This is a genomic window from Spirosoma sp. 48-14, assembly GCF_001898575.1.
In the GTDB taxonomy this organism is placed as follows: Bacteria; Bacteroidota; Bacteroidia; order Cytophagales; family Spirosomataceae; genus Spirosoma.
The window spans coordinates 92,169-110,617 of the sequence record NZ_MKUD01000027.1 but is presented as its reverse complement, the minus strand read 5'-3'; the positions used below and the strand labels follow the sequence as shown (position 1 = coordinate 110,617).

At 51.7% G+C, this 18,449-nt stretch carries 14 protein-coding genes; 7 read left to right on the top strand and 7 right to left on the bottom strand.

Translation table 11 applies throughout. The annotated features are described in order from the left end of the window. Positions 1 to 1,192, top strand: a 1,192-nt coding sequence (locus BGO59_RS16100) for a fibronectin type III domain-containing protein (protein WP_293684650.1), incomplete at its 5' end; no start/stop codon positions are given. After that, positions 1,189 to 1,629 carry a hypothetical protein gene (locus BGO59_RS16095; RefSeq protein WP_293684649.1) on the top strand — a complete coding sequence of 147 codons (441 nt, stop codon included), beginning with the start codon at positions 1,189 to 1,191 and terminating at the stop codon, positions 1,627 to 1,629. The genes BGO59_RS16100 and BGO59_RS16095, both read left to right, overlap by 4 nt. A 91-nt stretch (positions 1,630 to 1,720) precedes the next feature. Here the strand turns inward: BGO59_RS16095 and BGO59_RS16090 are convergent, their stop codons facing one another. The 3 genes from BGO59_RS16090 to BGO59_RS16080 all read right to left on the bottom strand — a co-directional run bounded on the left by BGO59_RS16090 (position 1,721) and on the right by BGO59_RS16080 (position 6,048). Then, positions 1,721 to 2,710, bottom strand: coding sequence for a 2-hydroxyacid dehydrogenase (locus BGO59_RS16090; protein WP_293684648.1), 990 nt, complete (start codon positions 2,708 to 2,710; stop codon positions 1,721 to 1,723). Positions 2,711 to 2,825: 115 nt separating this feature from the next. Then, positions 2,826 to 3,638 carry a universal stress protein gene (locus BGO59_RS16085; RefSeq protein ID WP_293684647.1) on the bottom strand — a complete coding sequence of 271 codons (813 nt, stop codon included), beginning with the start codon at positions 3,636 to 3,638 and terminating at the stop codon, positions 2,826 to 2,828. 46 nt (positions 3,639 to 3,684) lie between these two features. Then, positions 3,685 to 6,048: a phosphoketolase gene (locus BGO59_RS16080; RefSeq protein ID WP_293684646.1), complete on the bottom strand. Its 2,364-nt coding sequence runs from the start codon at positions 6,046 to 6,048 to the stop codon at positions 3,685 to 3,687. A gap of 215 nt (positions 6,049 to 6,263) precedes the next feature. Between BGO59_RS16080 and BGO59_RS16075 the strand changes: the two genes are divergently transcribed. Then, complete coding sequence (locus BGO59_RS16075) at positions 6,264 to 8,780, top strand: cation-translocating P-type ATPase (protein WP_293684645.1); 2,517 nt, start codon at positions 6,264 to 6,266, stop codon at positions 8,778 to 8,780. Here BGO59_RS16075 and BGO59_RS16070 read toward each other — a convergent pair. Continuing rightward, entirely contained in the window at positions 8,769 to 9,080 is a 312-nt protein-coding gene (locus tag BGO59_RS16070; protein WP_293684644.1) for a thioredoxin family protein, read from the bottom strand. The two genes, BGO59_RS16075 and BGO59_RS16070, sit on opposite strands and share 12 nt — an antisense overlap. 311 nt (positions 9,081 to 9,391) lie before the next feature. On the opposite strand from BGO59_RS16070, the gene BGO59_RS16065 reads away from it, so the two are divergent. Further along, positions 9,392 to 10,996, top strand: a complete 1,605-nt coding sequence (locus BGO59_RS16065) for a PAS domain-containing sensor histidine kinase (protein ID WP_293684643.1) — start codon at positions 9,392 to 9,394, stop codon at positions 10,994 to 10,996. Beyond that, positions 10,974 to 12,020 carry a response regulator gene (locus tag BGO59_RS16060; protein WP_293684642.1) on the top strand — a complete coding sequence of 349 codons (1,047 nt, stop codon included), beginning with the start codon at positions 10,974 to 10,976 and terminating at the stop codon, positions 12,018 to 12,020. Before BGO59_RS16065 ends, BGO59_RS16060 begins: the two co-directional genes overlap by 23 nt. Positions 12,021 to 12,235: 215 nt before the next feature. Here BGO59_RS16060 and BGO59_RS16055 read toward each other — a convergent pair whose 3' ends face one another. The 3 genes from BGO59_RS16055 to BGO59_RS16045 form a co-directional block, all read right to left on the bottom strand. Further along, a complete protein-coding gene (locus BGO59_RS16055) occupies positions 12,236 to 13,390 on the bottom strand; it encodes an acyltransferase (RefSeq protein WP_293684641.1) in 1,155 nt (384 codons plus the stop codon). Positions 13,391 to 13,591: 201 nt separating this feature from the next. Then, positions 13,592 to 14,278, bottom strand: a complete 687-nt coding sequence (locus BGO59_RS16050) for a DUF1080 domain-containing protein (RefSeq protein WP_293684640.1) — start codon at positions 14,276 to 14,278, stop codon at positions 13,592 to 13,594. Positions 14,279 to 14,494: 216 nt separating this feature from the next. Then, a complete protein-coding gene (locus BGO59_RS16045; RefSeq protein WP_293684639.1) occupies positions 14,495 to 15,682 on the bottom strand; it encodes an acetate/propionate family kinase in 1,188 nt (395 codons plus the stop codon). Positions 15,683 to 15,862: 180 nt separating this feature from the next. On the opposite strand from BGO59_RS16045, the gene glgP reads away from it, so the two are divergent. Together glgP and BGO59_RS16035 are read left to right on the top strand one after the other, a co-directional pair. Beyond that, positions 15,863 to 17,578: an alpha-glucan family phosphorylase gene (glgP, locus tag BGO59_RS16040; protein ID WP_293684638.1), complete on the top strand. Its 1,716-nt coding sequence runs from the start codon at positions 15,863 to 15,865 to the stop codon at positions 17,576 to 17,578. 311 nt (positions 17,579 to 17,889) lie between these two features. Next, entirely contained in the window at positions 17,890 to 18,432 is a 543-nt protein-coding gene (locus BGO59_RS16035; RefSeq protein WP_293684637.1) for a hypothetical protein, read from the top strand. Positions 18,433 to 18,449: the final 17 nt, after the last annotated feature.

Here is an 18,449-nt window from a genome sequence, read left to right as displayed (position 1 = left end):
TTATTATTACCGGGTGCGGGCAGTCAACGCGGCAGGTTCGTCGAATCCTTCCAATACGGTCGATGTTACAACGCCCGTTGGTCCACCCATTGCGGCTCAGGACCTGAAAGCTACGGCCACATCCACCACACAGATCAGCCTAAGCTGGAGTGCCATTCCTAATGCGGTTAGTATCGTGATCGAACGCAGCCTGGATGGAACAAGTAACTGGAATTCGCTGACGACGGTAGCCGGAACGACCACTGCCTATGTCGACAACGGCCTGACACCCAATACCCGGTATTATTACCGAATACGTGCCACCAATGCCAGCGGAACCAGCCCAACTAGTAATGTTGCCGATGCCATCACCCCCGATGTTCCACCCAAAGCACCTATTGGCCTGTCCGTCAAAGTGATTTCACCAACCCAAATCAATGTATCCTGGACAGACCAATCAGCCAACGAAAGCGGTTTTGAACTCGAACGAGCCACCGGCTCAAGCGGTTCGTTCCAGAAAGTAGCCGACTTACCCGCCAATAGCACCAGCTACGAAGACAAGACATTGGCTGACAATACCCAATATTGCTACCGGGTACGGGCCAAAAATGCGGCTGGTCCATCGGCCTATACCGACCCGATCTGCGCCACCACTCCGCTAGCCCCACCGGGCACACCCGCCAATCTGACTGCCGAAGTCGTCGATTACGACCAGGTCAAACTAACCTGGGCCGCCGTGGGTGCTTCGGCCGTAACTATACGCATTGAGCGATCAACGAGCCCGTCGGGACCGTTCCAGGGAATAAAGACCGTTCCGGCCTCACAGACGACCTACACCGATGCTGGCTTACAGGAATTTACCACTTACTACTACCGGATTCAAGCCAGCAATACCGCCGGAAGCTCAGGCTATTCGAACGTTGCCCAAGCCCAGATCAAGGAGATTCTGATTGCCGTAGAAGATGAGTGGCTTTCTCAAACGCAGGTGTTTGTTGCCGATCAGACCCTGCATATTCAAACCGACTGGCATCAGTCCAGCGTGGCCCAGATTCAACTCCATAGCCTGGCCGGACGAGTCCATCTGAATGACAGTCGACGTGTTTTACCGGCTGCTGCCTGGACCTACGCACTGGGACAACTACCAACGGGTGTTTACATCGTCGCCATCCACGTCGAGGGGCGAGTCTTTACGAAACGAATCCTACTGCCATGAAAAAACTAGTTGGCCTATTTATGCTCCTGCTTGGCCTGGCAGGTTGTCAGCCCAAACCCGTTACGCCCATCACCAGCCTGATCAACAAAGTCTGGAAAGCCAATACCGTTAAAGAATCGGAAGTGCTGGTCTTTACGCTGGGGGCTACATCGAATATAAAACCGGGCTATACCAACTTTCGGCTCGATCTGAGCAAGCCCGACCAGGTGATTTTGAAAGATGTAGATGGGCGCGTCACGACGGGCACCTGGAGTGTATCGACCGATAACAAACGGCTCCTGCTGGACAACCTAACGCCCAAGCCTACCAACACCAATGGGTTGATTGAATACTATATTCTGGCCGAGCCCGACGGCTCTACTTTATCCCTGGAACGCACCGCCGAAAGCCGCAAAACAGGCAATACCGTGAACCAGTACGCCTTAATTCCTGAATGATACGTTTATCAATGGCTTTTAATATTTCTGCTGCATCATACTAACCAACCTATCCATTTGTAAACGTTTAGGCCGATTTACTGTGCTATCATCAACATACTGATGCATGAGGAATATGAATCGTTTTCTGGTTTTCGTAGAATGAGAACTGTTGCAGCAACTGCTGCGCCATTTGTTGAAGCGTTTCTTCGGTCAGGAACCCCTGGTGCGCCGTCAACAGCACGTTCGGATGATGGCACAGCCGATCCAATAAGCTATCGTCAAGGTTTCTGCCCGAAAAATCGTAATGAAAATAGGGGCGTTCCCGTTCATATACATCAGCCCCATAGCCAGCCAGTTGCCCGGCATCCAGCGCCTTCAGAACAGCCACCGTATCGACAATCCCTCCCCGCGCTGTATTCACTAAAATGGCCGTAGGTTTAAGAGCTGCCAGCGTGTAGTCGTTGATGAGGTGTTCGGTGAGGGGGGTAAGCGAGCAATGCAGGGAAAGAATATCGGCCTGTTGCAGTAGCTCTGCCAGTAAGCCATACTGAACCCCGGCTCCGATCAGTGCGGGATCGCGTTGCAGGTCATAGGCAATTACCTTGCAGCCAAAGCCCAGCATGATTTTAGCAAACGCCCGGCCAATACGACCAGTCCCAATAATCCCAACGGTTTTCCCATGCAGATCAGTCCCTACCAGCCCGTCGATGCGAAAGTCGGCCAGTTGCACCCGTTCGTGGGCTTCGGGCAAGTGCCGAACAAGCCCCAGCACTAGCGCAGCTGCCTGTTCAGCCACTGAATAGGGCGATAGTCCGGGAAGCATCAGCAGGGTTATACCAAGTTCATCCATGGCCTGCTGGTCGACATTATCAAGGCCCACGCATCGCATTCCCACCACCGACACACCCAGCTTTTTTAGCCATAGCAAAACAGGGCGGCTTAAGTCATCGTTGGCAAACGCACAAACCGCCTGATGCCCTTTAGCCAGCTCTACAGTTTGCAGACTCAGGGGCTTTTCGATGAACGTAATTTGATGGGTAGTACCCGACCCAAACCAGGGCTTCTCGAAAGAAAATGCGCTAAAAAAAGCAATGTTCATTACGTTGCAAACGGCTACAGATTAATTCGTAAAGGTGCTGGTATGGCAACGGTCAACCTATGATCTTCGTCAGACTTCTTACTGATTTACCTCCATCGGTCAATTGGTAAACCCATTAGATGGCAGCCAGCACCGGCACCAGACTCTGACGGGCCACATGCTGCGTATTACTTTCCATCAGAAATGTCTGGAAACAGGTATGTGGCTTAGGCAGCATCATGATCAGATCGGCTTTATGATCGGCCCGAAAATCGTCCAGCACAATGCTTAGATCATTTCCGGACAAAAAACTAAATGTATGAGGTTGGTCAGCCAGCAATTTCCGGATGCCTTCGGCAGCTTTCTGGAGGGCTTCGTCCGGTTCATCTTCCATACAGACGATGTCCAGGGTGGCCCCGAAGAGTTTGGCAAAACGTTTGGCGTTGGCCAGCGCCAGCGCATCAATAGGCTCCGACAGATCGACCGCCAGAATGATTGACTGCACGCGCCGATACCGGGCTCCCGGTGGCACCAGCAGCATAGGCACCTGCGTTCGGGGAATACGTTTCGTAGCCAGGCTTCCCTCCAGGCGAGCCTTCTCCGGATTTTGGCCCGCCAGCCCCATCACCAGTAAATCCGGTTTTAGCCGGGCGATTTCGGTGTCAATCGCTGTTTCGGCATCTCCCGGAAACGCAATAATCGATACATCGATAGCCCCTTTCGTTGCACTAGTCATCCGCGTCCGCATACGACTGAGCTGGCTGATGGCCAGAAAACGCTCCTGATCAGTAAAGGAAGCGACCGAGCCATGCATGTCGGCCAGCGTAACGGGTGTATAGGCATGAACAATGGCCAGGTGCGTACGAAGCTGATTCGCCAGTTGGCAGGCATAGTCAGCAGCCCAGAATTCATGGTTCGAAAAATCAGTGGCCAACAGGATGGTTTTCATAAAGAATTGACTTGACGGAAAAGCATAAAAAGGCATTCAACATCGATTAGCTTCTGACTTCGGGCATATCGACTCCCTCCCGGCGAATGTAGGCTTTATGCTGGTCCAGCTTCTGATAGCACCAGTCTACCAGCTTCTGCGCGTCAGCCCGTTTACTCAGATGCTCCAGTGCCGCCAGCACCAGTTGGTATCGGCTCATGTTGTTCAGCACCAGCATATCGAAAGGGGTCGTCGTACGGCCTTCCTCCATATAGCCCCGCACATGAAACCGGGTCGGATTAGTCCGATGGTGCAGCAGTTCGTGAATGAGTGTAGGATAGCCGTGAAAGGCAAACACCACGGGCCTACTCTCCGTAAAGAGCTGTACAAAAGCCGCTTCGGGAAAGCCATGCGGATGCCGATCCGGCGACTGCATCGTCAGCAGATCAACTACATTGACCACCCGAACCCGCAATTCGGGCAGGTGTTCCGTTAAAATAGCGGCAGCAGCTACTGTTTCGTTGGTCGGCACATCGCCAGCGCAGGCCAGCACCACATCGGGCTGATGCCCTGTGGCATTACCTGCCCACTCCCAGTCCGACATACCCCGGCTGCAATGAGCGCGGGCTTCGTCGATGCTCAGCCATTGAGCCTGCCTGGCTTTAGACGCTACAATCAGATTTATATAATCGCGGCTCCGCAGGCAGTGGTCGGCCACGGCCAGCAAACAGTTGCTATCGGGAGGCAGATATACCCGCGCTATTTCGCTCTTCTTTTCAACTACCGAGTTAATAAAACCCGGCGCCTGATGTGTGTAGCCGTTATGGTCCTGCCGCCAGACGTGCGACGTCAGTAGATAGTTGAGCGACGCCAGAGGTTTTCGCCAGGGCGTTTCCTTGCTCACTTTCAACCATTTGGCGTATTGATTCAGCATCGAGTCGACCAGCGGTATAAACGCTTCATAGCAGCCAAACAACCCATGTCGCCCAGTGAGCAGATACCCTTCCAGCCAGCCCTCGCAGGTATGTTCGCTCAGGATTTCCATTACCCGGCCATCGGGCGACAAAAACTCGTCGGTTTCGATCATAGTCCCCATCCAGGCCCGCTGCGTCGCCTGAAAAAGAGGAGCCATTCGGTTCGACGTGGTTTCGTCGGGGCACACCACCCGGAAATTCCGAGCCGATTCATTCAGGCAAAATACATCACGCAGGTACAACGCGAGCGTATGGGTTCCCTCGTCGGTAACGGTTCCGGGCGAGGCAACCGGCACGGCATACGACGCATAATCGGGTAGTTGCAGCGGCACGAGTTGCTGGCCTCCATTGGCGTGGGCATTCATACCCATACGCCGGGAACCCGTGGGGCAGGTCGCCAGCACATTGGCAAATGGACGCCCCAGACTATCGAACAAATCCTGTGGCCGGTAACTCCGAAGCCAACCCTCCAGAACAGAAAGTTGGGCAGGCTGACCAGCCGGATCGGCAACAGGCAACTGGTGCGCATGCGAGGTATTCTCGATTGGTTTTCCATCGACAGTCAGCGGGCAGGTCCATCCTTTGGGCGTTTGCAGAATGATCATCGGCCAGGCCGGCACACCCGTCAGCAATCCCATACGTGCCTGATGCTGAATGGTCTGAATCTCTTCATAGGCCCAGTTCATGGCCTGCCACATAGTCGCATGAACCTGCATCGGATCGCTCCCGCCAACAAACCGAACCTGATACCCGTAGCCGATAAACAGACTGGATAACTCAGACTGGCTCATACGCCCGTAAATGGTCGGTCCAGACAGTTTATATCCGTTTGCGTGCAGAATGGGTAATACAGCCCCCGAGGTGGCCGGATTCAAGTACTTGTTCGAATGCCAGGCAGCTGCCAGTGGCCCGGTTTCGGCCTCCCCGTCGCCAACAACACAGGCAACCAGCAAATCAGGATTATCCAGAGCCGCTCCAAACGCGTGCGACAGGCAATACCCCAGTTCACCTCCTTCCTGAATCTGTCCGGGTGTGCCCGGCACCAGATGGCTCGGCAAGCCATACGGCCAGGAGAATTGCCGAATTAGTTCGCTCATCCCGTCCATACCTACCCTAAACTCCGGGTAAAACTCGCCCATTGTTCCTTCGAGGTAAAGGTTCGCCAGAATAGCGGGCGCTCCATGACCCGGCCCAACTACCATAAGCACCTCCGCGTTGGTATCCTGAATCAGTCGATTCAGATGCGTGTACACCAGGTTCAGCCCTGGCTGCGTACCCCAATGCCCCAGCAGGCGCGGTTTAATATCGGAGGCTTCCAGCGGTCGCTCCAGCAGGAAATTGTCACGCAGATAAAGCTGAGCCGCACCAAGGTAATTGGTCGCCTGCCAATAACGATGCACATTCGTCAATCGTTGGGGCGAAGGCTCGACAGTTGAGGGAACGATAGTCTGGTTCATTCGTATTGAGGAGGTAAATAGAAATAGGTTACCATCGGCAAAATTGTCGACTGACGGACGTCGGTAGTCTGATGGGTATTAGGTGCTTCTATGACTTTCATCAGTCAATCGTCTGAGAACATTAGGTGTGAGTAAAATCAGCCGTCCTACCAATCCATATCAGTTGATACAGCAAGCTGCGAAGGCAATTTTGAGACGCCAACTCTCTGTAGCGTATGCCCCTCTCACCCCTCGAACCGATAACCAGTTTAGCCGGATTGACAACCGATGAAGTCAACGTATCGCGAAGCCGCAACGGGGCCAACGCCTTACCCGAGCCCGAACATCGCTGGCAATTACTGGTCGATATCGTTACGGAGCCTATGTTTGGCTTACTGGCGGGTGCCTGTACTCTCTATGGGTTTCTGGGCGAGTGGCAGGAAGGCATCGTTCTCGGCATAGCGATGCTGCTTGTGGCGGGATTATCTGTTTTTGAATCCATCCGTAGCGATAAGGCGTTGCAGGCGCTACGCCAGTTAACGCAACCCACCGTTCAGGCGATGCGCGACGGGCAACTTACGGATCTTCCGACAGCCGAGTTGGTGGTTGGCGATGTGGTGCTGCTGACCGAAGGTCAAACTGTTCCGGCCGACGGGCGGCTCCTACAGGCCAATGATTGCACAGTCGATGAGTCTATGCTTACAGGCGAGTCGGTTCCGGTAACAAAAATCGAAGATGGTACTCGTTTATATAGCGGTACGGTACTCACATCCGGTCGGATATTCCTCTGGATTACGGCGGTTGGCGAACAGACCGAACTCGGTCAGCTAGGGCGTTCGCTCCAAACGATAGTTGCCGAAAAAACACCGCTCCAACAGCAGATTCATCACTTCGTAAACCGGATGGCCTTCGTAGGACTTGGGGCCTTTTTGCTGGTCTGTCTTATCAACTTCGCCCGTTCCGGCGATTGGGTTACGTCATTACTGTTTGGCCTGACCATGGCCATGACCATCCTGCCCGAAGAAATCCCCGTAGCCTTTAGCAGTTTTATGGCGTTGGGAGCGGCTCGAATGGCTCGGTTCGGTGTGCTGACCAAACAACCGCAGACCGTTGAAAGCTTAGGATCAGCATCGGTCATCTGCGTCGACAAAACCGGAACGATTACGCAGGAAGGGATGATCTTGACGCATATTTACGCGAATGGCGAAACGACCCTTATCGCTGCGGACAACGAGAGCTCCCTACCAACGGGAGCCCACGAGGTGCTGTCATATGCCCGATGGGCCAGCGAATCGGAACCGTTCGACCCAATGGAAAAAGCGATTTTAACGGCTTACATGGCGCATAGCGCCCCAACCGACGCAGGTCAGCGCCCCATGGTACATGAGTATCCGCTATCGGGTTCTCCCCCCATGATGACGCATGTGTATGACCTAACCACGGGGAACGCTCAGATAGCCGGGAAAGGAGCCGTCGAACGCATCGTTCAGATTTGTCGGCTGGCCTCTTCCGAAGCCAAGACCATTTTGGAAACGGCTCGTCTGCTATCGGCCAAAGGCTATCGCGTGCTGGGCGTTGCGGGTAGTCATTGGTCAGAGGCTACCTATCCGGCCAGTCAGGACGATTTCCCGTGGACGTTTAAAGGGCTGATCGCATTCGAGAATCCGCCCAAACCCAACGCCGGTTGGGTCATTGACCAGTTCAAACAGGCCGGTATCACCGTCAAGCTCATCACCGGCGATGCCCCCGAGACCGCGCTCGCCATTGCCCGGCAGGTCGGTCTGGACGAAGGGATAGCCTGGCTGACGGGCGAACAGGTAATGGCCCTGTCGGATCGTGAACTTCGCAAAAAAGTTGACCGGATAAACGTATTTGCCCGGATGCTGCCCCAGGCTAAACTGCGGGTGGTCGAAGCCTTAAAAGCCAACAAACAGGTGGTAGCCATGACCGGCGACGGTGTGAATGATGGCCCCGCTCTGAAAGCAGCCCATATCGGCGTGGCTATGGGTCAACGCGGCACTGAACTTGCCCGCCGGGCAGCCTCCCTCATTCTGACCAACGACGACCTGGGGAGTATGGTCGATGCGATTGCTCTGGGTCGGCGCATCGATCAAAACCTGAAAAATGCAATCGCCTATATCGTTGCCATTCACATTCCCATCATCCTGATCGTAACACTTCCCTTAATCGCCAACTGGCAGTATATCAATCTACTTAACCCAATTCATGTCATCATCCTGGAACTCATTATGGGTCCAACCTGCTCCATTGCCTTCGAACAGGAACCCGCCGGAGCCGGATTGATGCAGCAACCACCCCGCCCCCTGAATGCTACTTTTTTTTCTTCACGAGAATTAACCCTGAGTCTCATCCAGGGGCTGGCCATCACCCTGACTACGCTCGGCATCTATTATGTGACCATGCAACTTGGTTATTCGGCCAATCTGGTTCGTACGCTTACGTTTACCAATCTGGTCATGAGCAACATCTGGCTAACCTTCATCCGTCGGTCAAACCAGGAACCGCTGCTTCGGTCCATACAGAGGCCCAATCCTGTTTTGTGGGCTGTTGTCGGCGTTACGGTCGTTATGCTGGCCGCTGCACAAGGGATTCCGGGGATTCGGGATCTCATGCAGTTTACGCCACTGACCGTTGCTCAATGGGGTCAATGTTGCCTGCTCTCCCTGGCGGGAACCCTATGGGTAGAAGGGTATAACGCGTGGCAGCGACGGCCTAAGGGGTTAGGCCGGTAGCAAATTTCGAGGCAACAGATCAAGCAAACTGGTGTTGGGCATTCCCTCCTGTCGCCACAACTCGGTTCCCTGAAGCAGCAATATGAAGGCCGGAAGTCGCTGCAACCCAAAACTACGAACGATAGCTGGATGAGCTGCCGCTTCAATTTTTAGTACCCTTATTTTTCCCTCAAGCTGATATTGCAACTCACTAATCATCTCCTGCACAGCCGAATAGGGCTTATCGTCGGTAGGAATAAATGTCAGTAACACGGGCAATGTCACGCTGGGCACTAACCGTTTTGTGCGGCCTGTATTCATATGCGTATCGGTTTCTGAATCGGCCTGATCGATTCATGATGCGGTGAAGATGGGCACTTATCCAGCGCAAAAAAATGACCTCAATCAGGTAAGAAACTAATATTGATGGGGTAGCCAGATCAGCGATCGATCAACGTCCCAGCCAAGCCTCCCGAAAGCATGACATCTTCGCATGCTTATACGCCCCCTATGCTTGTTAATACGTCGTCGATAACGGCAATTTTATTAGCCGATAAGTTGCATCAACATAGCTTCATTTCCGTACTTTGTTCCCAACTACCCCTAACCATAAACTTCTCCAAGATCCTTCCATGTTTAAAGGCATCGATGCCACGGCCCTGATGAGCCTCCTGTTCGAGCAGGAAAATGACTTCCTGGGCGTGTATGATCTCCACCAGAATCACTATATACGCATCAATCGGGCGGGTGTGCAGATGCTCGGCTATCCTTCTGAAGAGCTTTTGCTGGGTCAGCCTCAGCTTTCGTTCAGAAGTCACCCCCTTTCGTCAGAAGAATGGACAGAACTGGTCGGACGCCTGAAACAGAAAGGGCACGTTGAGGAAGAAACCGAAATTAAACGGCATACGGGCGATACGTTCTGGGGACGTATAACCCTGAAGTTATTTTCAGGCGACCAGATGATGCTGGTGCGTATCGCCAATCTGGACCGACTACACCGTACCGAACGCGAGCTGGACCACAGCGTCAGGCGGTATGAATCCGTTTTTACCAAGGCGACAATTGGGATCATCGTTGCCAATGAGAAAGGCCAGATTGTATCGGCAAACCACATGGCCAGTCAGTTATTTGGGTACACGAATGATGACCTGATGGGTGTGTCGATTGAACAACTCGTACCCCGGAGCGTTAGTCAGTACCACGAAAAACTCCGGCATTCGTTCAATAATAATCCGCAGTCCCGACCGATGGGACACAACCGGGATCTGTATGCCCAGCGCCAGGATGGCACCCTGTTTCCGGTCGAAATCAGCCTGGGCTATTTCCGGCTCGACAATACACTCTATGCTGTAGCCTACATCGTTGATATCACATTCAAAAAAGAAACCGAACGGCAGCTGCTGGAACAAAAAGCCAACGTAGAACGGCTCAATACCGAACTTGAACAGAAAGTAGCCGACCGCACCCAGGCCTTGATGGACACGCTGGAGCAGTTGGAGCAATCGAAAGATGAACTGGCTCAGGCCCTGAAAACGGAGCGGGAGCTCGGCGAACTTAAATCGCGCTTCGTCTCGATGGCGTCTCATGAGTTTCGCACACCACTCACGGCCGTACTCAACTCCACCTCACTAATCGAAAAGTACCCCAACGCCGACCAGCAGGACAAACGCCAGAAACACCTGCAACGCATCCGGGCATCGGTCAAACACCTCAACGATATTCTGGAAGAGTTTTTATCGGTAGGACGGCTCGAAGAGGGAAAAATTACGGCCCATCCTGCTCAGGTAGATCTCGTTCTCTTGGTAGAAGAAGTGGTGCACGACATGAGCAGTCTGTTGAAGGCCGGGCAAACGGTCGACATTGCGATACAAAGTCCGTCTTCGATCTGGCTCGACCCCTCGCTACTTCGTAAAATCATGGTCAACCTCCTGTCGAATGCCATTAAATATTCGGGCGAAGGCACTTTAATACGAATAGAGGGGCATTGCGCTAACCAACAGATAACCGTAGAGGTGATTGACCAGGGTATTGGCATCTCACCCGACGATCAACAACACCTGTTTGAACAGTTTTTCCGGGCTAAAAACGCAACAAATGTATCGGGCACCGGCCTGGGACTACACATTGTGGCCCGGTATGTCGAACTCATGCAGGGCACCATCCAGCTGCAAAGTGAATTGAACAAAGGGACCACCATAACCTTCAGCTTACCGTATGAAAACCATCCTCTTGATTGAAGATAACGAAGCCATTCGCGAAACAACCGCCGAAATCCTTGAACTGGCCAACTATCATGTTCTCACCGCCGAAAATGGCAAAATCGGGGTTCAGATCGCCCTGGAAACCAGACCCGATCTGGTGATTTGCGACATCATGATGCCCGTTCTGGACGGTTATGGGGTTTTGCAGGTCTTCAACCGGAATCCAGATCTATCGGGTGTGCCCTTCATTTTTCTAACGGCCAAAACCGAGCGAAACGACTTTCGGAAAGGCATGGATCTGGGGGCCGACGACTACCTGACCAAACCCTTCGAAGAGAGTGAGCTACTGAGCGCCATTGAAGGCCGCCTGAACCGCTTTACACATATACGACCCGATTATGACCTGAAACAGGATGGCCTTGCGCAGTTTCTGGACGATGCCAAATCCGTAGGGAATCTGAACAGCCTGTCGGTTGATCGCAAACCGCATAGCATCCGCAAAAAACAGTACGTCTATTCGGAAGGCGATGACCCAACCCGACTATTTTTCGTTAAGTCGGGCAAAGTAAAGACGGTACGCAACAATACCGATGGCAAGGAATTTATTACGGGTATTTATGGGCCGGGTGAGTTTTTCGGTTATTTCGCCCTGTTGGAAAACCGCGACTACACCGATTCGGCCGTTACGCTGGAAGATTCGGAACTACTCTACATTCCCAAAGACGATTTCCTTCAACTGGTTTCCAGCAACCCCGATGTCAGCCAGCAGTTCATCAAATTGCTGGCCGGGCGAGTTGGCGACCGTGAACAGCAGCTACTGGGTATGGCCTATAGTTCACTCCGCCGTCGGGTGGCCGACACCTTACTTCGCCTGCACAACCAACAGCCCGACGCCCTGATCCAGTTCTCCCGCGATGATCTGGCCGCACTGACGGGTACGGCCACGGAATCGCTCATCCGAACCCTCAGCGAGTTCAAACAGGACGGGCTTATCGAGGTCAATTCATCGGGCCATATTCGGGTGGCCCAACCGGAAAAACTACGCCGGGCGAACTGGTAACTCTGTGTAAATCAGTCTGACCATAATCAGGTTTTAGCCTAAGCTCACTCAGCAGTTGCTTGAAAACCACCGGGTATTTTTATACCCGTCCAACTGCGCTTTTGGCTATGCATGCTTTGGCTAAAGGCCTGTTTCAGAAACTATTCAACACAGCAAAATCATCCACACTCGAACGGGTAGCGTAACTCCGCGTTGCTACAGTGTCGCTATACTAACTAATTGATAGAATTCAGTATGCTGTTGCGGATTTTAAGAAATGGTTTTTCAACCAACACATGGAGTAAGATTGCACCAAGTAGGCTCGTCATTATACAAACGAAGAGTACCCAATTACTGTCCCAGTTGGTTCCTTCCAGTAATCCGTGAGTTAGTTTAATGATCCCCTTGTGAGTCAGATAAATGGCAAACGATAAGGTGGCAATAGACGCGGAGATGGTTGACTTCCAGTTATACATAAAACTTGTTGGGCTAATGGCTCCAGCAACGACAAATCCATAACTAATAGCCAATAGCGGAAAACCAAAAACGGAAGCCACCAGGGTTTGTTGGTCTTCGCACATCCAATAAGCAAGTATGAGCAGTAAAACTCCTGCTGCAAGAAGTACGTTTCCCTGCTTAGAGACTCTGTGCCACAGAGTAGAATGAAATGTATATACACCAGCGACAGACACACCAATTAATAGCCCATCCAGTCGATTATAGGTAGGGTAATAGACATATTTATACCAATAGAGCCAACTGTTTTCATGCCCAATATAAGGGGCATACATAACGTTGAGACTATAAAGCCGGGCGCCAAATCCGAAAAAGAACAGAGCCAACAAAAGCCATCCCGATCGATTAAAGCGGTCTACCGATTGATAGATGACCAAAATTAGAGGTAACAACAAGTAGAAGTGTTCTTCAACACAAAGGGACCAGGCATGAGAAAACGTCCCGTAATGTTTTAAGTCCAAGTCAAAGTTTTGGGTGAAGGTTAGAAATTTCCACAGGGGTGGCAAGGCTTCTTTTTCGCGAAAGGCAGGGATACAAAAATAGAGCCCCACTGTGACTAAGTAAGGGGGTATGATTCGGAAGAATCGTTTAAGAAAAAAACCGCCCAATGAGATTTTTCTTCTTTGTTTTATATCCTCAAAAAGTTGAGAAGCAATAAGGAAACCACTCAATACAAAAAATAAGTCGACTCCAGTCCAGCCAAATCTGGCAAGCTCTGGTAACCATTCGGGTTGTCCATTGCTCAGAATAAAATAATGAAACAAAAAGACGAACCCAATGGCCAATGCCCGTAAATGGTCAAGTCCGTATAATTTTCTCGTGGTCTTTACTTCGACTGGTTTGGTGGATTTATCCCTCTCGGGTAGGTGAGTCATAAAGATGAGTTACTAATACTACTAGCAGAATGATGGGAAGAAGAGCCCGTTGGCCAACTAGATAGTTGATTATTGTACACGCCTAATGCATGTCCGTTTTTGCAGCACCTTTTTGTAGCCAAGGTACAAAATGTCAGGCTAATTACGGGTTAGCAAATCTCTCATTTAGGGGCGTTTAAAAAGACTGTATAAGCCTTCTCATCATCGTGGTTTGTCCGTAAACTCCCGAATACTTGCGTTGCGGTAGAATACCTCTGCCCCTTCTGACTGCAATAAAATGTGCCCCTTTTGGGTGTTAATCAATTCGCCTTCATTTACCTTTTTACCATTAAGCATGTGAATGAACTTGCCTTTATTCACGATCACTTCTGCCGTGTTCCATTCGCCATTGGGTTTTTCGTTGTTCAGCTCTTTCTGTCCACGAATCCAGTTCATAGGCGTCGTCTGTTTGCCACGATGCATAACCATTACACTATCTACCATCCAAACGTCACCACAATCGCCTTCCTGAATCTGGTACTCCAGGCAACGGGGCCAAACTTTATCGCCATTGTAAAAATCAGCATGGTACAGTATGCCTGCATCTCTTTTGTCGTTAACCCTGGGCGGATATTTTTTTTCACCCCATCTAAATTCTACACGTAGGTGAAAATTACTGTACTCCTTGTTGGTAGCGATGTATCCGAACTCTTCGCCCGAAACGTGAATAACATCCCCTTCAAACGTAAAAACGGCATGAGGATCATGGTTTTTCCCCGATTCACTAAGAAAAGTATACCATTCATTCTTATGATTAGCGTTGAAAATAGGCGTTGGGGCTTTCTGAGCAACGCCAACGCTTGTCACGAAACAAAGAAAAATGACTGGAAGACTTATTGGAGATTTCATAGTTGGGTACTGATTGACGAATTAGTGGTTTATCGGCGATAAAAGTACTGATTACAGAAATGGGATTTACTCTTTTCTCATAATCACACACGCTATCTTGATGCCGACGAGGTTATCCGATCACCGCAGGCATGCCTGCGGTGAAAGGCCGTATCGAAACAACCGACCTAATTAGTACCTTCAACATTTGCGATACGCTCCCTGACTCTCGTCCAACTAAACCTGTAACACCTGCCGGGTATAGCGCGCGATCATAACCTCTTCATCGGCAGGAATAACTCGTACTACGGGTAAATGTCCTTCGGGGGAGATAACGGCTTGGCTGGCCTGGTTTCGGGTGGGGTCGAGCATGATACCCAGATAGGCCAGCCGCTCACAAATCCGGGCGCGAATCGTCGGTGCGTTTTCGCCAATACCTCCGGTAAATACCAGTGTATCGAGTCCATTCAATACGGTGACCAGTGCGCCCAGCTGTTTAGCCGCCAGGTAACAAAACAACGCGATTGCTTCGGCTGCGGCTGGCGGGTCTGGCTCCAGTTGAAGCAGTGTCTGCATATCAGAACTAGTCCCTGAAACGCCTAGCAGTCCCGACTCATCGTTCAGCAACCGACTGAGTTCCGAACTCTCTAATCCCCGATGGTTCAGCAGGTAGAGCACGACACCAGGGTCCAGATCGCCAGTACGGGTTCCCATCATCAGGCCACCCGTGGGCGTAAACCCCATTGTTGTATCCATACATTTACCCTGCCGAACAGCCGCCATACTGGCTCCATTACCCAGGTGCGCCAGTACTACGCGTCCATTGGCGACATCGTCCCCAGCATCCTGCCGTAATCGGGTCATGACATATTCATACGAAAGGCCGTGAAACCCATACCGTATAACGCCCTCCTCAGCCAGATAGCGGGGTACGGGTAATCGTCGGGCCAGCGCAGGCATGCTGTGATGAAACGCTGTATCGAAGCAAACAACCTGAGGTAACTGCGGATACTGAGCCGCTACCGCTTCAATCAGGCTGATTTCGGCGGGCAAATGGTCAGGTGCTAGTGGGATCAGTAAACGTAGATCAGCCAGCAGCCCGTCAGTCACCCGCTGCGGTGTCCAGTAGCGTTCGCCCCCATGCACCATACGATGGCCAATTGCCCCGATGTACAGATGGCTTTGCTGATGAAGCCAGTCGAACAAAACATTCAGGGCCGCCGTATGGTCGGGCAATGCCAACGCATCCGTGTTGGTCTGGTGGCCATCGGTTCGTTCAAACGCCCCCGTAGCCTGCCCGATTCGGGTCAGTTTACCCGACGCAATCCGTCGTTCGGCCAGATCATAAACAGCAAACTTAATACTTGATGAACCACTGTTTAGCACAAGTAGTTGAGACGACATTTCCGGTTGGGACGTATTCATTTAGTGCATCAGTATAGGTCTGGCAAAACTCCCTATCGGAGCCACAGCCCCCTATGACCACACTCAACGTAACAGCTGTTTGTAGTCAATTGTCTGATAAGAATCAGCCTTTGGGCTGTTTGGTTTCAGCCCGATGCGCAAAATGATTACCGACCTTCGGGCCATCATCAACCTGATTCTATGGATTCTACAACCGCAATCGCTTCGGGAGGTATGCCCTTGGTGGCTTATTTTTCAATGGAATATGCCTTTGTTCAGTACCTCAAAACCTATTCGGGTGGGCTGGGCTTTCTGGCCGGGTCACACATGCGCAGTGCGTATGCGCTTCAGCAGCCGATGGTAGCCGTCGGTATTCTCTGGAAATACGGGTATTACGATCAGGTCCATAAAGCCGATCAGACGATGGACGTGCTGTTTATGGAAAAGCACTACAGCTTTCTTCAGCCAACCAACCTCCGCTTTCAGATTCAGATCAATCAGTCGCCTGTCTGGGTAACAGCCTATTACCTGCCCCCAACCGTCTTCGGCACTGTACCGACGTATTTTCTGTCGACCGATCTACCCGAAAATGATTATCTGGCGCAAACAGTCTGCCATCGGCTCTACGACCCAAACCCTGAAACCCGCATCGCTTCCAGTATTTTACTCGGTATTGGAGGGGCCAAACTACTGGAGCAACTTCAACTCAAACCAGACGTTTACCACATGAACGAAAGCCATCCGCTGCCACTTGCCTTTTACCTCCTCCGGCAAGTAGGTAGTCTTGAAGCTGTTCAGGAGCGACTGGTGTTTACGACGCATACGCCCGAAGAGGCCGGAAATCCCCGCAGCGATTGTCGGTTACTGGATCGAATGGGCTTTTTTGATAGCCTTCCCCTGGAGGATGTCCAGCGAATTACGGGCATACATGATGAGCAATTTAACTGGGCGCTAGGCGCTTTGCGCATGGCCGGACGTGCCAATGCGGTTTCGAAACGCCATCAGGAAGTAAGCCAGCAAATGTGGCAGGGCAACCCGGCCGTTTGCCCGATCATTTCTATTACCAATGCCCAAAATCACCAGTTCTGGGGTGATCCGGTGCTGGACACGGCTGCCGCTGCTCAGGATGATACCTCGCTGATTTCACGAAAACGAGCCAGTAAACAGGTTCTCTTCGAGCTGGTTGCCAATCAGACGGGCGATCTGTATGACCCAGCTGTCTTTACTATTGTCTGGGCACGACGATTCGCAGGCTATAAACGCGCCGACCTTCTGTTATCGGACCCGGCCCGATTTGACCGTCTGCTGACGAATCCCAAATACCCGGTGCAAATTATATGGGCTGGAAAACCATATCCGTTCGATTACGCCAGCATCGGCACCTTCGACCGACTGGTTCATGTATCGAAGCAGTATACTAATTGCTCAGTACTGGTAGGCTATGAACTATACCTGTCGAAATTACTTAAACAGGGAGCCGATTTATGGCTTAACACACCCCGACTCACCCGCGAAGCTTCGGGAACCAGTGGTATGACAGCGGCCATGAATGGAGCAATCAACTGCTCGACCAATGATGGCTGGATTCCTGAATTTGCCCGATCTGGCGAGAACAGTTTTGTATTACCCGAAGCGAATCTGGCCTGGCCCGCCCATCAGCAGGATGACTTCGACGCCGAAAACCTGTATACTTTGCTGGAAACAGTCATTTTGCCCATGTACTACGAACAACCGGGCCAGTGGCTCCAGCTCATGAAGAACAGCCTGCACGACATACTCCCCTATTTCGACGCCGACCGAATGGCGCAGGAATACTACGAAAAACTTTATTCGCTCCCACAGCCTGTTCGTTTGGGTACAGAAGCTCAAAAATCGGCACCCGGCTCAGCACCTGTGCCGTCAGTTGCTCACATCTGACGGTAGTGAGGTTTCTCAAAACCGAACGGTTCCTATAAACTCGGTTTTGAGAAACCTCGCCGGGCAGGTTGAAGAACCTGCCCACACCAACGCAAACCCGATCCAGCACCGTGCCGTCAGTTGCTCACAACTGACGACAGTGCGGTTTCTCAAAACCGCGCGCCTGATTGGTTCGGTTTTGAGAAACCGCACTGGGCAGGTTGAAGAACCTGCCCTCACCCACAGGTTAAGCGGCACGTTCTTTACGAATCATCAAAACAGAATCATCGTCCTGAGGTTCTTTATGTCAAGACAAACCCATTCATTGATTGATGACAACGATTCGCTCCCGTCTGCTTTACGTATTTCTGTTGCAACTAAGTACAGTGGGTTTTCTGCTGGCTCAGCAAACGCCGGATATTCGTCAGGTACGCTGGGGGTTCTCACCCAAACAGGTCAAAGAAGCAGAAAAAGAAAAACGTACATCGTCGAAAGCCGAAAAGCTGGTGTATGCCCGAGTGCCGCTGATTAACCGAACCGTTGGCCTTGAATATGGCTTCAACGGCGACTCGCTCCTTTCGGCCTCCTATTACTACTACACCACAGCATCGATCTCGGAAGCCGATGTAACAGCCGCATCGAACGAGCTGGAAGGACTGCTCCGCGAAAAATATGGTCCTGGAAAAGTAAAACGCGTGGGTGAACTCCAAACGGTAAACTGGCTCACTCCCCGCACGCAGATCACCCTTTCGCTCGGTAAGGTAGACAGGGGCTGGTCGATGGAGTTGATGTACCTCTGTCGGGTCTGTTCAGGCGATCCAGCTTCCAAAACCAATCAAGCCTGGAAACCGCTTAAAGAGATACCAGACTTATAGGCGATCAGCCTTATTGT

Coding starts and splice junctions, on each gene's coding strand:
- BGO59_RS16045 (WP_293684639.1), bottom strand. CDS start 15,682: ATGAATACGTCCCAACCGGAAATGTCGTCTCAACTACTTGTGCTAAAC.
- BGO59_RS16080 (WP_293684646.1), bottom strand. CDS start 6,048: ATGAACCAGACTATCGTTCCCTCAACTGTCGAGCCTTCGCCCCAACGA.
- BGO59_RS16085 (WP_293684647.1), bottom strand. CDS start 3,638: ATGAAAACCATCCTGTTGGCCACTGATTTTTCGAACCATGAATTCTGG.
- BGO59_RS16095 (WP_293684649.1), top strand. CDS start 1,189: ATGAAAAAACTAGTTGGCCTATTTATGCTCCTGCTTGGCCTGGCAGGT.
- BGO59_RS16065 (WP_293684643.1), top strand. CDS start 9,392: ATGTTTAAAGGCATCGATGCCACGGCCCTGATGAGCCTCCTGTTCGAG.
- BGO59_RS16055 (WP_293684641.1), bottom strand. CDS start 13,390: ATGACTCACCTACCCGAGAGGGATAAATCCACCAAACCAGTCGAAGTA.
- BGO59_RS16070 (WP_293684644.1), bottom strand. CDS start 9,080: ATGAATACAGGCCGCACAAAACGGTTAGTGCCCAGCGTGACATTGCCC.
- BGO59_RS16090 (WP_293684648.1), bottom strand. CDS start 2,710: ATGAACATTGCTTTTTTTAGCGCATTTTCTTTCGAGAAGCCCTGGTTT.
- BGO59_RS16075 (WP_293684645.1), top strand. CDS start 6,264: ATGCCCCTCTCACCCCTCGAACCGATAACCAGTTTAGCCGGATTGACA.
- BGO59_RS16060 (WP_293684642.1), top strand. CDS start 10,974: ATGAAAACCATCCTCTTGATTGAAGATAACGAAGCCATTCGCGAAACA.
- glgP (WP_293684638.1), top strand. CDS start 15,863: ATGGATTCTACAACCGCAATCGCTTCGGGAGGTATGCCCTTGGTGGCT.
- BGO59_RS16035 (WP_293684637.1), top strand. CDS start 17,890: ATGACAACGATTCGCTCCCGTCTGCTTTACGTATTTCTGTTGCAACTA.
- BGO59_RS16050 (WP_293684640.1), bottom strand. CDS start 14,278: ATGAAATCTCCAATAAGTCTTCCAGTCATTTTTCTTTGTTTCGTGACA.